The sequence below is a fragment of the Falsihalocynthiibacter arcticus genome, from assembly GCF_000812665.2.
GTDB lineage: Bacteria > Pseudomonadota > Alphaproteobacteria > Rhodobacterales > Rhodobacteraceae > Falsihalocynthiibacter > Falsihalocynthiibacter arcticus.
Genome location: NZ_CP014327.1, coordinates 2,530,754 through 2,544,911, shown reverse-complemented (window position 1 = coordinate 2,544,911; position 14,158 = coordinate 2,530,754). Strand labels below are relative to the sequence as shown.

Below are 14,158 nucleotides of genomic sequence, written 5' to 3'. Positions count from 1 at the left end.
GAGGAAGGAATTTCTCTGTTAGGGCCCCCTACAGGAACGCCGCGATCCGATATAGCGGCGCCGCATCATCAACCAACGCGGGCCTCTCCAACCTTTGAAAAGCATCATCAATGGCGTGATCATCATCGAGAGGATCATGAACCGCGCGGCAAATTCACCCGAAGGGTATAAAATCGCATCCACCGTTTCGGGGTTACCTGATGCCAACCCCGCGATCACCGGAATGGCAGGCAGGCTCAGGAGAGCCCAAAAGGAATAAAGATGGTTCAGGAAAGATTTAAGCGATGATATTACCGTAGCTCCAACTTGCAGATATTTAACGCCGCTGCACAGCAATTTCGTCGCCTTGAACGCGCGGAAAGTAGCGACCTTCATAAACGGGGGACAAATGAATGCCCCCAGACTTTTACATTAGCCGTGGTAGGCTTGGCTGACAGCAAAGCTATCCTCGAACCAGTGCGAAAGTGAACGGTCCTCTCCTTGCCGGATTTTGTGGTCATGGGCACCAACATGCGTGGTTTACGCTCCAGCATCTATTCCAACAAAGAACCTGGCCCATTCTTGATCGCCCATCTGATCAGCAATCGCCTGATATCGCGCTGTCCCATCTTCGATGACCTGCCTAGTATTTGTCGCCCACCGGTAGATTTCTGAACTGGAACCAATCCGAGCCACTCTGCAAAGTCACGTCCGCGCTTGAAGCCCTCCATCGGAGGGGCGAAGGCCTTAATGGCCATTGCGCTGACAGGGTCAATACCCAGGGCCGTCTGCAAGCGGATTGTTTCCGGATCAGTTTTCATTACTTCCTTCAGACGTCGCTCAATCACGACAATCTTGTCTGCGAGGGGCTGAGCTGATCCAGACGCACACGGTTGACGTCGATGACGATTGACGGCAGGTTACAATCCGGGTTTTCGATCTGTTCTGCTCGTTTTTTAAATAAGCTCCGGCCAGGGGGGCGATGATTGCAATACGTTGCCGAACGAACAAATCCCGCGCCTTAAAGATCATAGACCTCGATTGTTGTTCAACTGATTTGACTGGTACAAATCGCATCGTTGGCCGGGCAGCTGCTTCGCCGTTAGCCTCTTCATCATATGCGTCGTTATCCTTCCGTTTCACTAATGGCTTCGCATAGATCGGTGGAAACAGGCGAACTTCGTTGCCCCAATAATGCGATGAGGTACATACCTCCTCAAATTTGGTGCTTTCAACATCACCACATTGCACACTTTGATGCCGGTTCCGAGGTGGGCCATCCACATGGTGTAATCGCGGGGCAATTCGCCACGAAACTTCAAAAACGGTTGATGGCGGCTGTTCCCCGGTAGGATGAAAATACGGGCTCATGACGCGGTGTCTGGCCCAAGCATCATTGGAGAACAGCCATGAACGATTATCATGAACGATTATATCGGACTCGACATATCAATGAAAGAGACTGCGATTTCCATTCGGCGCGAAGGTGAGCGCGTTTGGCGCGGGAAGTGCAGTTCTGATCCAGTTCGAATTGCGCAAATTGTTAGAAAACGCGCAGCCGGCGTCGTGCGGGTGGTTTTTGAAACCGGGCCTCTTTCAGTGTGGTTTTATCATGCTCTGAAGGAAGAAGGACTGCCTGCTATTTGTATCGATGCACGCCACGCCAAGGCGGCGCTCGACATGGCCGCGAACAAAACGGATGCAAATGATGCAGATGGCCTAGCTCAGATCGGCTTTTATCGGGAGGTTCGAGTGAAGGGTTTTGATAGTTTGCTGGCCCGCTCACTGGTCGCCGCCCGAACCAAACTGGTGAGGATCACAGTTGAACTGTCAATCCAAATCCGTGGGCTCATGAAGACATTTGGATTGATTGTGCCTTCGGGCAAAGGGCACAACTTTGAAGCAAATGTCCGCAGACTTCTGATGGATCAGATCGAACTCTCTAACATTCTGTTGCCGATACTGGATGCCTGGCGCGATATGAGGATGCGCGCCGCAGATCTCACAAAACTGCTGCTCGTGGCGGCGCGTAAAAGTCATACTTGTCGGCTTCTCATGACCATTCCAGGAGTAGGCGCAATTACAGCGACCTCATTTGCGACGGCCATTGAGGATCCGGGTAACTTCAAGAACTCACGCGCTGTTGGGGCCTGGCTCGGTTTGACGAGCCGACGATACCAATCCGGGGAAGTTGATTACAGCGGTAGGATATCACGCCGCGGATATCGTCATCTGAGAGGACTACTCTACGAGGCCGCGCTCGTCATCCTAACCCGGTCAAAAGCGCAAAGTGACCTGCGAACATGGGCGCTCAAACTTAAGGAACGCGTTGGCACGAAGCGCGCAGCAGTCGCATTGGCCCGCAAACTGGCAGTTACAATGCATGCGATGTTGAAAACCAACTCTGTGTTCAATCCGATTGCTCACCCAATAAGCCTTTAAACACCCACTTGCGCTCGATATCCTGAGCGTGGCGAGACGTCCCTGCCGGGACGTGGGTTGAGCAATTCCGTTTGATGGGCTGCACCGGCATTCACTGCTGAGTGCGTCATCCACATTGGAAGCTCTGCCTGCTAAACCCATCATGCGGCGGCTATATGTCGACCGCGAAGACGACCCTGCACCCGGCATACGAGCTCTCGAACCTCAGGATCAGAGTGCAAAACTACCTTTGACAAACACGCTGGGGCCTGAAATCGTCCCGCGATCGTTAGAATGTGCAAAAAATACTTGCAAAACACTATGCGATTAGACGACACCATCAATGCCGATCCATGGCGGCCTTTTGTCGGCCACGCCCCCTCTTGCGAGCAGGATGTCTTTCCAGTATCTCGATTCCAGCAGCAATTAGAGCGCAGGAACAAAAATGTATCGCGTCTGGAATTTCATCACAAGTTACTCGATTTTGCTTATTGCGGGCGCCCTCCTTGCGCTGATTTGGGCAAATATCAATGCGGAGAGCTATAACCACTTTGTTCATCTGGTTCTCATTCCCGACTTTTTCATTGGAGAACTTCATGAGAGTCATGGCGAAATCACCCGCACATTGACGCTCCACTATCTTGTGAATGATGTCCTGATGGCCTTCTTCTTTGCCATCGCCGCGAAGGAAGTCTGGGAAGCTGTGATCCTCAAAAACGGCAGTTTGCGCGGCAAAAAGGCCGCAACCCCGCTGATTGCCACGCTCGGCGGCATGGTCGGCCCGATTTCCATATACCTCGGGATCGCTTATTTCATGGGCAGCACCACCTTTGACGCAGTGGCAAATGGCTGGGCGGTTCCGACCGCAACCGACATCGCGTTTTCCTACCTTGTTGGGCGTTTGGTCTTCGGTGCTGGGCACCCAGCTGTGCGGTTCCTTCTCTTACTGGCTATCGCGGATGATGCGGCCGGCCTTCTAATTCTGGCCATTTTCTACCCAACGGGGGATGTGGCCCTTCAGTGGCTCGGGCTTTCCGTGGGGGCTGCGGTGCTCGTATATCTCCTGTTCAACTACTTGCCCCGTCGCATGGACAAGGGCGATCAGTTGCGTAGAAACTCCACGAGAATGCGCAGCGTCTTTGGCTTCTGGCCCTACCTGATCGCAGGCTGTTTGTCGTGGTATGGCTTCCAAAAAGCGGGCCTGCACCCATCCCTTGGCTTGCTTCCAATTATCCCCACAATCCCCCACGCAGACCGCGAATTCGGGATATTTGCCGAGGCCGAGAAGCACCTAACTGACCTCCTCAACCATTGCGAACACCTGCTCAAACACCCCGTGGAAGTCATCCTGTTTTTCTTTGGTTTGCTCAACGCAGGTGTGGAATTTGGCGCGATTGGCAACCCAACTTGGCTCGTGCTGGGCGGCCTGATTATCGGCAAACCACTGGGGGTGTTTATCTTTGGCTATATCGGCGCGCATGTCTTGCGATTTGGTCTACCCGTGGGGATGAAAACGTCGGACCTGTTCGTCATCGGCTGTGTTGCGTCGATTGGCTTTACGGTTTCCCTCTTTATCGCCTCGGTCGCTTTTGAAACCGGCCCTGTGCAGGATGCCGCGAAAATGGGGGCGCTCCTGAGTTTCGGGGCCGCTGTCTTGGCCATTGTCGCTGGGAAAATTACCCGCGTTGAAAAGAAACAATTTTAGGCTTCTCCGCCAATTTTGGCGGATTTTAAGCAAATCTCTCTGGATTCGCCACATTGCTTCCAGTCAATAAACAACGCCCATTGTAAAATTGGGTGTTTTTTGCGACATACTTTGCTTCAGGGATCCTCTATATCTAACATTAACTAGAACCCGTTAAGGGTATCGGGATACCAGAGGCACAATTGAGGCGAGCAATGCTCGAATTTATAGAAGTCAGTAAGTCCTTTTGGACCGGAACGCAGCGCAAGGTCATTCTTGAGCAGGCCTCGTTTCGCGTCGAGCTTGGCAATTCTATGGGTATCCTTGCCCCCAACGGCACCGGAAAAACGACCCTCATCAATATGATGGCTGGCCTTGAAAAACCCGACGAGGGCACAATCAATCGCAACTGCCGAATTTCCTTTCCGCTTGGCTTTATGGGCGGCATCTCTACCAAACATTCCGCCATGGAAAATTCACGCTATATTGCCCGCCTCTATGGCTTGGACCCCGATTACATTGAGGCCTTTTGCCGATGGCTCTGTGCGCTTGAGGAATATTTTGACCGCCCCGTGGGCACCTATAGTGCCGGTATGCGTGCGCGGTTTAGTTTCGCCCTTATGTTGGCGCTCGATTTTGATATCTACCTCATAGACGAGGGTATGCCGTCGACAACGGACGTCGAATTCAATCGTAAAGCGGGGACGTTACTGCGGGATCGCCTGCGCAAAGCAACCGTCATTATCGTATCCCATCAGGCCAAAACCCTAGAAAAATTCTGTAAATCCGCTGCCGTCCTCCACCGTGGGCGACTGCATATGTTTGACACCCTAGAAGAAGCAAAGAGGCTCTATGACTACGAAACCAAGAGCTAAGCGATTCAACATTCGGCGCGGTGTTATCAAAGCTGCAACCGAAAACCCTACTCCGCTCACTGCGGGCCTAACAATGCCGGCGGTGGCGCGAAATTCCGGCCCGACTCCCCCTCCCGAAGAGACCCCGCAAGCAAACACGTCCAGCGCCGAGGGCTCGACCCCACCTGATCAGGATATTGCCAACATTCGCCGCGAAAACCTGACGGGTCGCCAATTGCGTATGGCGCGTCGTGTCGCACAAAAACATGCGCTTGCGCCAACGTCGGATTTTGATGCCGTCCGCCTGCTGCGTGCGAAAGGTATCGACCCGTTTAAGCGCGCCAATATGCTTGAGTTGGTTTCCGCCGAAGAGTCCTCCGCGACGAACGACGGTTTCATGTTGCCACAGACCATGCCGGTAACAGGCTCAAATCTTCCAACAACAGAGCTGGCTCCACCCGACGATGGCATAGCAGAAATCAGCCGTATTCAGCGCGATATTGTACGTCGCCGTCGTCGCAATCTCGCGATGCTTTTTGCGCGTCTGGCGTTTTTCATCTTCCTGCCAACGTTTTTGGCTGGCTACTATTATTACGTGTTGGCCACCCCGATGTACGCCACAAGTTCCGTCCTAAAGGTTGAGCAATCTCAAGGGCCCGCGGGATCCAAAAGCCTCTTGGCAGGCACACAATTTGGCGATACAGATTCCATCGTTGTCCAAACTTACCTCCTCAATCGCGATGCGATGCTGCGCCTCGATAGAGACTTAGGGTATCGCGAACGCATGAGTGCCTCCTTTATTGATCCCGTTCAGCGGCTCCCGCGTGACGCATCCTATGAAGAGACCTATAAACTCTATAAAAAGAACGTCAAAATCGGGTTTGATCCCACTGAGGGCGTCATTCAAATGGAGGTCATTGCTTACGAACCTGAAAACGCCGAGGCCTTTGCGCGGGCGCTTATTTCCTATGCCGAAGAAACCATTGATAATTTAAGTCAACGTGTACGCAATGACCAAATGAGCGGTGCGAGTGAAAGCTATAGTGACGCCGAAATCGCAATGGAGGGCGCACAGCAGCGGGTTATTGAACTCAAGGAATTATATAATGTTATCAGCACCGAAATTGAGGTTAGCCTGCTGACCACCCGCATTTCTGCGCTTGAATTGCGGGTAACCGAAGACTCGATTGCGCTTCAGGAACTCATGGCCAATGAGCGGCCCAACCAAACCAAAGTAGAGACGTTGGAGCGAGGGATTGCCAACCGCAAAACCGTAATCCACGATCTGCGCGCGCAACTTACCGAGGGGCGCAGCGACGGGCTTTCGCTTGCACGCATTCAAGGCGAACTCCAAGTCGCGGAAAGCGAACTCGCCACCCGCGTTCTGATGCTTCAAACATCACTCCAACAAATGGAAGTTGCGCGGATCGAGGCCGGCCGTCAAACACGCTACCTCGTGACGGTTGCCGCCCCGAATGCCCCCGATGCCCCGAGTTATCCGCGCGCGTTCGAGAATACGATCCTCGCGTTTTTTATCTTTTCTGGCATTTACCTAATGGCGTCCCTCACCGCTTCCATTTTGCGTGAACAGATAACCTCATAGGTGCTTTCTACACACCAACAAGAAATTATTAAGGACGTTTTCACCATGGCAACTCCCGCTAAATCCGTCAGCCCTAACACGTGGGAATTTCTGCGCGACCCCATGATTGTCCCCACTGGTTTTCGCGAGTACGACGCACGCTGGAGGTTTCCCGAAGAGATAAATCTTGTTGGGATCACGGCACTCGGGCTTGGGCTTGGGACACAAATGCGGCGTCGCGGCATCCCACCGATTATCGTCGTAGCCAATGATTACCGCGATTATTCGTTGTCTATAAAAAATGCTCTGATGTTGGGTCTGATGCAGGCTGGAATTACAGTCAAAGACATCGGTCCTGCGGTTTCCCCAATGGCCTATTTCGCTCAATTCCATCTTGATGTCCCTGCAGTTGCAATGGTCACCGCAAGCCACAATCCCAACGGCTGGACCGGCGTCAAAATGGGCTTTGAACGCCCCCTCACCCATGGCCCTGACGAGATGTCCGAACTGCGCGACATCGTCCTCAACGGCGAAGGCATTGCCACCCCCGGTGGGGCCTACGAATTTGTCGACGGGGTAAGGGAAGCCTATATTGACGATCTTGTCGGCGACTTCAAAATGACGCGAAAGCTCAAAGTTGTGTGCGCAACGGGCAACGGCACGGCGGCCGCCTTTGGACCTGCTGTCTTTGAACGCATAGGGGTTGAAGTCGTACCAAGCCACACAGATCTCGACTACACTTTCCCGCACTATAACCCAAATCCTGAAGCCCTCGAAATGCTCCACGACATGGCCGATAGCGTACGCGCATCAGGTGCGGACTTCGCCCTTGGATTCGACGGCGACGGTGACAGATGTGGCGTCGTCGACGATGAAGGCGAAGAGATATTCGCTGACAAAGTCGGGGTTATCATGGCGCGAGATCTCTCAAAAATTTACCCCAACGCCACCTTTGTTGCAGACGTCAAATCGACTGGACTTTTTGCCTCGGACCCCGAGCTCATCAAAAACGGCGTCACCGCCGACTATTGGAAAACCGGCCACAGTCATATGAAACGCCGAGTAAAAGAACTGGGAGCCCTCGCAGGGTTCGAAAAATCCGGTCACTATTTCCTCGCGGAACCGATAGGACGGGGATATGATTGCGGCTTGCGCGTGGCCGTTGAAATCTGCAAACTTATGGACCGAAATCCGGACATGAAAATGTCAGACCTACGAAAAGCCTTGCCTCAAACATGGGCCACCCCCACGATGTCACCCTATTGTTCCGATACGGAAAAATACCATGTGTTGGAGCGTTTGGTCGCTAGAATCGTCACTTTGGAAGCTTCAGGTGGCTTAATCGCGGGCCGCAAGATCAAGCAAGTCGTAACCGTAAACGGCGCCCGCATCATCCTCGACAACGGCGCTTGGGGCCTCGTGCGCGCAAGCTCGAATACACCCAATCTGGTCGTCGTCTGCGAAAGCCCAGAGAGCGAATCTGAAATGCACGCAATTTTTGCCGATATTGACGCCATAATCCGCACCGAGCCACTCGTTGGGGAGTATGACCAGAAAATTTGAGTCCGCACCCCTTGCAGCCAATAACCCCACTCTGAATCAATAGGAAACAGAAACACCCCGTTTCCTGCCCCAACATGGGTTCACTCGGCTGATTTTGTTGCGGAAAGCTTAAGGTATTCCCATTAAGACGCCAACCAAACGCCCTTCCGATAAAAATCCCGACTTTTTACCAAATCAGGGCTTGAAGACTCCGCAATCCCGTCGTAAAACCCGCAAACAGTTGGGATGTGGCCTAGTGGTAGGGCAACGCTTTTTGGTAGCGCAGATCGTAGGTTCGAATCCTACCATCCCAGCCAAACACTTCTTCTCTTTTTGAACGTACGAAGTACCCGCCCTTTTGTAGCGTGTATTCAGCGACTTGCCTGTACGACATTCAAGGAGAGACGCTCTTCAGAGAGCAAACGTAGCCATCATATGGCCAATATCTCTCTTCGACATTCCCGCGGTGCGAGTTTGGGGTGAGTTTGTGTTGTGACAGGTTCTGGTGTTGACGTGTTTGCCGACAGGCTAAGTGAGCAAATCGCCTTGCTGGGCCCAGTCAGAAGGGAAGCCCTTCTTCAGAAGATAGTCTGTTGTAATGTGATGCGGCAGAGTTCCATTAACAGCACGCTCAATCATGGTCGGCGAGAGAAACGCGAGATTCGTCACTGCTTGGATCCGACGGACAGAGCTTCCTTCGCGCGCAGCTATTTCTTCAAATGTAGTGCCGTTTCTGATTGCCGTGTACCAACCTATCCCGCTCGCGATGTTGCGGGTCAGGATCTGGTCGATCTCGGGAGGGCTGCTGCCAAGGATGATCTTTGTTTCAACACCTCTGCGCCGAAGCCGGAAGGCTGCTGTAATCTGAAGGGCATCCGATTCAAGCCGATCCGCCTTTAGGCCCAGATGATCTGCAATGACCTGTGCGTTTAAAGAGATTGCAAGCGATCCTGGCTCAATGATGGTTTTGGCAATCAAGTCTGCCCAACTGCTCACTGTGGATTTTGCATTCAGATTAGAAGCCAAAGTGTCCATGCGCTGTCGGAACTGGTCAACATCTGTTGCCTTGATGCCCGGAATGGTCCTCGGCAGAAACCCTGGCGCCGAAACATGTTCCCCGACGGCCTTGGCAATCGCTGCTTCGAGTTGCGGTGCGGGTAGTCGCCAGGCATCAGGATGGTTTACGCTCCGATCCGTGACCAAGCGCCTCGAGATATAGTACCGCAACCTTTTGCCATTTTTGCTTGAATGGCTTGGCGTCAACCGGTCACCTGTCTCATCAAACAGTTTTCCAGCGAGGGGCGACGGGTGAGCCGCGTTCTTTTCTCCGCGGACCCGCGCGTGATTTTCCATCAATCTTCGCTGAACCTGATCCCACATCTCGGGATCAATAATCGGCTCGTGCAATCCCTCATAGATATTTTTGTGATGCCGGATGCGCCCGGCATAAATCGGGTTGGTCAGGATATGGTGAATGTGGCCGCGATCGAACACCGTGCCACCTCTTGTCACGCCCGCGGCCGTGACCGTCTGCTTTGACCGCAGGTTCAAACCATCCGCCCGCTCTTTGACCAGACGTATGTTTCCGTGCTCCCTGTAGAGATCATAGAGCACGCGCACTGTCTTCGCTTCCGACTCCTTGATTATCAGGGAGCGACCGTCTGGATCATAGCCGAGCGGGACGTTGCCGCCCATCCAGAGGCCTCTGCGTTTGGAGGCGGCGATCTTATCCCGAATTCGTTCTGCCGTGACCTCGCGTTCAAACTGGGCAAACGACAGCAGCATGTTCAGGGTCAGTCGCCCCATGCTGGTAGCTGTGTTGAACGACTGGGTGACGGAGACAAAAGACGCCCCTACCCCGTCCAGCCGATCCACAATCTTTGCGAAGTCCGCCAGCGACCTAGATAGGCGGTCAATCTTGTAGACAACGATCTGATCAACACGCCCCTCATCAAGATCGGTGAGCAGGCGTTGCAAAGCGGGCCGCTTTAGGGTTCCGCCCGAGATACCGCCATCATCATAAGCTTCCGGCAGCAACACCCAGCATTCAGCTTTCTGGCTTGTGATGTAAGCGGTGCAGGCCTCCCTTTGGGCATCTAGCGAGTTGAACTCCTGCTCAAGGCCGTCTTCGGAGGATTTACGGGTATAAATCGCGCAGCGGATCTTGGGCTTCATTGCGCAAGCCCGAAGAAGCGCGGGCCAGACCAGTGCGCACCCGTGATGCGTTTGGCGATAGCCGACAGGGATTTATAGGTCAGGCCGTCCATCACAAAGCCCTCCGTGACCACCTCAACCTGATAGGTTCGTCCGTTCCACTCCCGCATCAGATGTGCACCGGGTTTCAGAGAGGACGTCGAGCAGGTGTTCGGCACCTTGCCATTTGCCATTACCCGCAGGCGTCGCAGGGTTTGTTTTGGTACGCGCCCGTGTTTCTGGCACTGTTGTTCATGGCTAATTGCCTTTCGCAAGAACCCGACAGACAACCGCTTGGGGGTGGGGCATCAAACACCCGCCGCCAGACTTCAAGGCAAGTTGCACGGTCGGCCAAGGGGTCGTCTTGAACAATGTCCGCCCCGATTTGTGGCGCTGCGTTCATGAATGGATCTCTACTTTTGACTGTACTGTGAGGGTGTAAACCGCCTCATCGCCCTTCACAGATCTCGCGGTCTCTATTGCCAATCCCTGTTTGCGCAGCCCTGACAGCGCGGCCCGCACCGTGTGTTTCTGCCAGCACAGCGCCTTACACAGAACGGACACCCCTGGGCCATTTGGTTTGGACAACAGCGCAATAAGTCGGTCCTTTTTGGTTTTATTCTGCTTCCTTTGAGCAAGCGTCGCAGGCAGTTTTGCACCCCCCTTGAGCGCTAGGTCTTGTGCAACTTGATCCATGAATATCTCCGCTTCGGTTCCGGAGCAGGCCAATTCCGCCCCTAGTACTGAGAAGAGCCCGGCGTCCGGGCGGCAACGGCGACACCTTAAAAATGCGTCGGCGCCGTGCCAGTGACGCTTCCCGTGAGGATGAAGTCCAGTGGAAAGAACGAGACCGCCAAGAAGCCAATACACCATGCAGGTTAAATCACGACTTCAACCAAGACTGCCGTCAAAAACTCACGGATGGAATGCACGTGCACTTTGGCAAGACTACGAGGGTGAAGAGAGGCAAAACGAAGAACGACAGGGTCTGACATGTAGGCACCAAGCGAGCTTTGAGACCCATTGGAAAGTCCCAAAAACAACGAAAGCCACCCGAAGGTGGCTTGTTTGGCAGTATAGGTTGCGGGAGCTCGACTTGATAAATACTTGCCTTTGTACAAGACACCCACAGGCTGGCACGCCTGCCACCTAGCTTGCACAAGCCAAAAGTAATATGTTCCTTGCTATAAAGGGCCGGAAGCCGACTTTCGCTGTGACGTTCATTAACTACCAAGCTTAATCTCACAAGCAATTTTCAACACGCCTTGCAAAATGTATTTGATCCATGTAACTCAGGTGATGTTATGATATAACATAACAAAAGAGTCGCAAAAACTGGAGACATATAATGAAACGCACAACACTCAAACGAGCTGGCATCATCGCAATTGGCGCACTGGTCGCTTTTTCAACACCGGCGACGGCTCAGACAACGACAGCACACACCCACGCTCATCAAGCTGAAGAGGTTGCTCTTATCGATGAATCCCAAGTTCAAGCACGCGCCTTGTCCGATTGGGCGGCGGATTGGCAGTCGATCTATCCTTACCTACAGGATGGTACTTTAGATGCTGTCATGGCCCACAAGGCTGAAAGTGGTGAAAAAACCGTCGAAGAATACCAAGCGTATTACCAAACTGGGTATAAAACTGACGTAGAACGCATTTTGATCGATGCCTCTACTGTGACGTTCTTTCGCGATGGCACGCCTATTCAGGGCGAGTACGAAGACGATGGTTACGAAATCCTGACATATGAATCTGGCAACCAAGGTGTGCGCTATCTGTTTAGAAAATCAGGCGGCGATGCTGAAGCGCCGACATCAATTCAATTCAGCGACCACAATATTGTTCCAACAAAAGCAGACCACTACCACCTTTATTGGGGCAACGACCGTGATGCTTTGCTGACAGAAGTGACCAACTGGCCAACTTATTTCCCAGCTCAAATGAGTGGTGAAGACATCGCACACGAGATGATGGCGCATTAAGTCACGCACAAAACTCGGAGACCTCGCTCTCCGAGTTAACAACGCGCGAGGCCGCTCTGGCGCGTTGTTTTGATCCAAACGAACATTTAAAAAGCTAGGCCACAGACCATGACACTCCAAGATACACGTCTCCCAGTTACTGTCCTCTCCGGCTTTCTCGGTGCGGGTAAAACCACTCTTCTCAACGAAGTTCTATGCAACAGAGACGGACGTCGTGTTGCAGTCATCGTGAACGATATGTCTGAAGTTAATATCGACGCAGACATCATTCGAGATGGCGGTGCAGGTTTAAGCCACACAGAAGAAAAACTCGTAGAGATGACCAACGGATGTATCTGCTGCACTTTACGGGATGACTTGCTGCAAGAGGTGACGCGGCTCGCCGCCGAAGGTCGGTTCGATTATTTGCTGATTGAATCGACAGGCATATCAGAACCGCTGCCTGTTGCCGCCACGTTTGACTTTCGCGATGAGAACGACGTGAGCCTGTCAGATGTGGCCCGCCTTGATACGATGGTCACCGTCGTCGACACTGTGAATTTACTCAAAGACTACGCCAGCCATGACTTTTTGAAAGACCGCGGCGAAGTCATGGGCGAAAACGATGATCGCACTTTGGTCAATTTGCTGGTGGAACAGATCGAATTTGCCGATGTGGTCGTGCTCAATAAGGCAACGGATGCAAGTCATGAGCAACTTGATGCCGCGCGTAAGATTGTTGTGGCGCTGAACCCTGATGCACAGATTATTGAGGCAGATTACGGCAAAGTGCCCCATGACCGCATTTTCAACACTGGTCTGTTTGATTTTGAAAAGGCACAAGAAAATCCATTGTGGGCCAAAGAACTCTATGGCTTTGCCGATCATATTCCCGAAACAGAAGAATATGGAATTTCATCTTTCGTTTATCGCGCACGCAAGCCATTTGATCCGCAAAAGCTACATGCAGCGCTCAACGGGCCCCTCCCCGGTGTCCTTCGTGCCAAGGGGCATTTTTGGGTCGCCACGCAGCCCGATTGGCTTGCTGAGTTCTCACTGGCTGGTGCGATGACAAGCATCAAGCCACTTGGCGTATGGTGGGCCACCGTTCCCCTAGATCGGCGCCCAGACACCCCGCAAGCAACAGCTTATCTTGAACAACATTGGCAAGAACCATTTGGGGATCGCCGTCAAGAGTTGGTCTTTATCGGTGCCGGTTTGGAAAAAGAGGTGATCATTGCCGCGCTGGATGCCGCCCTTGTCGACGATGCGCACAGTTTCACCCCCGAGGCATGGACCCATTTAGCAGATCCATTCCCCAAATGGCGTCGTGCGCCCGACGCGGCGTAAATCACATGGATCACAAGAAAGATTCCTTGGCGCGATATAAAAGCAATGCACGTACGAGCCTGCGTCGTAGAAAGCGAACTGGAAATCCGATGGCAGACTATGATCGGCTACCATCGGACCTGCGGGGATGGCTTTCACAAGCTGCACTGCCATGGTCGCCACGTTCGGTACTTCGAGTGTGGCTGTCCGCCATGAAAACGTACGAAGATGACAGGGAGGCCGTTCACTTATACATGAGCCATTTAGAGGCAAAAAAACTCAAAAAGGAAGCCAAAAAAATTTGGGGCTTTGAATAGAGGAACTTTAGAGCACGGACGTTGGATACAAAGCAAAACACAAGTGAGCCATCTCATTTTCGCCACTCGCTGCGGAATGTAGCAAAGTCCGCTAGGGCCGTTCGCGACATTGATGGGCGAGGTAATTGGCCCAATTTTTGCACCATGTATATGTCTTAAAGGGCGGAGAGCCGCCATTCGCTGCGCCGGCAAACCCAATTGGCAACATGATGAAAGCGGACACTCGGGGTCGCGATCAGTTTTTCTGTTGTGCAAACGCGACGAATGGCGGAAGTGAGCCCTCTTTAC

General features: G+C 52.8%; 13 protein-coding genes and 1 tRNA gene. 9 read left to right on the top strand and 5 right to left on the bottom strand.

Annotation, left to right across the window (positions count from 1 at the left end; all coding sequences use genetic code 11):
* Positions 1 to 18 precede the first annotated feature (18 nt).
* Complete coding sequence (locus RC74_RS12595) at positions 19 to 375, bottom strand: hypothetical protein (RefSeq protein ID WP_052275071.1); 357 nt, start codon at positions 373 to 375, stop codon at positions 19 to 21.
* A gap of 158 nt (positions 376 to 533) precedes the next feature.
* Complete coding sequence (locus RC74_RS12590; RefSeq protein ID WP_236940077.1) at positions 534 to 737, bottom strand: IS110 family transposase; 204 nt, start codon at positions 735 to 737, stop codon at positions 534 to 536.
* A 664-nt stretch (positions 738 to 1,401) separates the two neighbouring features.
* Between RC74_RS12590 and RC74_RS12580 the strand changes: the two genes are divergently transcribed.
* The 6 genes from RC74_RS12580 to RC74_RS12555 all read left to right on the top strand — a co-directional run bounded on the left by RC74_RS12580 (position 1,402) and on the right by RC74_RS12555 (position 8,379).
* Complete coding sequence (locus RC74_RS12580; RefSeq protein ID WP_039003938.1) at positions 1,402 to 2,421, top strand: IS110 family RNA-guided transposase; 1,020 nt, start codon at positions 1,402 to 1,404, stop codon at positions 2,419 to 2,421.
* Between the two features lie 424 nt (positions 2,422 to 2,845).
* The gene (locus tag RC74_RS12575; protein WP_039003939.1) at positions 2,846 to 4,105 is read left to right on the top strand and encodes a Na+/H+ antiporter NhaA; all 1,260 of its coding nucleotides are present in this window, start codon (positions 2,846 to 2,848) and stop codon (positions 4,103 to 4,105) included.
* A gap of 194 nt (positions 4,106 to 4,299) precedes the next feature.
* Complete coding sequence (locus RC74_RS12570; protein WP_039003940.1) at positions 4,300 to 4,959, top strand: ABC transporter ATP-binding protein; 660 nt, start codon at positions 4,300 to 4,302, stop codon at positions 4,957 to 4,959.
* Positions 4,937 to 6,541 carry a KpsE/RkpR family capsule polysaccharide export protein gene (locus RC74_RS12565; RefSeq protein ID WP_039003941.1) on the top strand — a complete coding sequence of 535 codons (1,605 nt, stop codon included), beginning with the start codon at positions 4,937 to 4,939 and terminating at the stop codon, positions 6,539 to 6,541. The genes RC74_RS12570 and RC74_RS12565 overlap by 23 nt, the downstream gene beginning before the upstream one ends.
* 45 nt (positions 6,542 to 6,586) lie before the next feature.
* Complete coding sequence (locus RC74_RS12560; protein WP_039003942.1) at positions 6,587 to 8,083, top strand: phosphomannomutase/phosphoglucomutase; 1,497 nt, start codon at positions 6,587 to 6,589, stop codon at positions 8,081 to 8,083.
* Positions 8,084 to 8,304: 221 nt separating this feature from the next.
* Positions 8,305 to 8,379: transfer RNA gene (locus RC74_RS12555), tRNA-Gln, on the top strand.
* Between the two features lie 211 nt (positions 8,380 to 8,590).
* On the opposite strand, the gene RC74_RS12550 is transcribed toward RC74_RS12555, so the two are convergent.
* From RC74_RS12550 to RC74_RS22520, 3 genes are all read right to left on the bottom strand, one after another.
* The gene (locus RC74_RS12550; RefSeq protein WP_062628268.1) at positions 8,591 to 10,237 is read right to left on the bottom strand and encodes a recombinase family protein; all 1,647 of its coding nucleotides are present in this window, start codon (positions 10,235 to 10,237) and stop codon (positions 8,591 to 8,593) included.
* Positions 10,234 to 10,530 (bottom strand): DUF2924 domain-containing protein, encoded by a 297-nt coding sequence (locus RC74_RS21785; protein WP_236939919.1) that lies wholly within the window; start codon positions 10,528 to 10,530, stop codon positions 10,234 to 10,236. The genes RC74_RS12550 and RC74_RS21785 overlap by 4 nt, the downstream gene beginning before the upstream one ends.
* 124 nt (positions 10,531 to 10,654) lie before the next feature.
* A complete protein-coding gene (locus tag RC74_RS22520; protein WP_169798739.1) occupies positions 10,655 to 10,951 on the bottom strand; it encodes a DUF3489 domain-containing protein in 297 nt (98 codons plus the stop codon).
* A 652-nt stretch (positions 10,952 to 11,603) separates the two neighbouring features.
* Between RC74_RS22520 and RC74_RS12525 the strand changes: the two genes are divergently transcribed.
* The 3 genes from RC74_RS12525 (at position 11,604) to RC74_RS23555 (ending at position 13,870) form a co-directional block, all read left to right on the top strand.
* A complete protein-coding gene (locus RC74_RS12525; RefSeq protein ID WP_039004681.1) occupies positions 11,604 to 12,245 on the top strand; it encodes a metal-binding protein ZinT in 642 nt (213 codons plus the stop codon).
* 108 nt (positions 12,246 to 12,353) lie between these two features.
* Positions 12,354 to 13,574: a GTP-binding protein gene (locus RC74_RS12520; protein WP_039004680.1), complete on the top strand. Its 1,221-nt coding sequence runs from the start codon at positions 12,354 to 12,356 to the stop codon at positions 13,572 to 13,574.
* The gene (locus tag RC74_RS23555) at positions 13,517 to 13,870 is read left to right on the top strand and encodes a DUF6525 family protein (RefSeq protein ID WP_335339541.1); all 354 of its coding nucleotides are present in this window, start codon (positions 13,517 to 13,519) and stop codon (positions 13,868 to 13,870) included. The genes RC74_RS12520 and RC74_RS23555 overlap by 58 nt, the downstream gene beginning before the upstream one ends.
* The last annotated feature ends 288 nt before the right edge of the window (positions 13,871 to 14,158 follow it).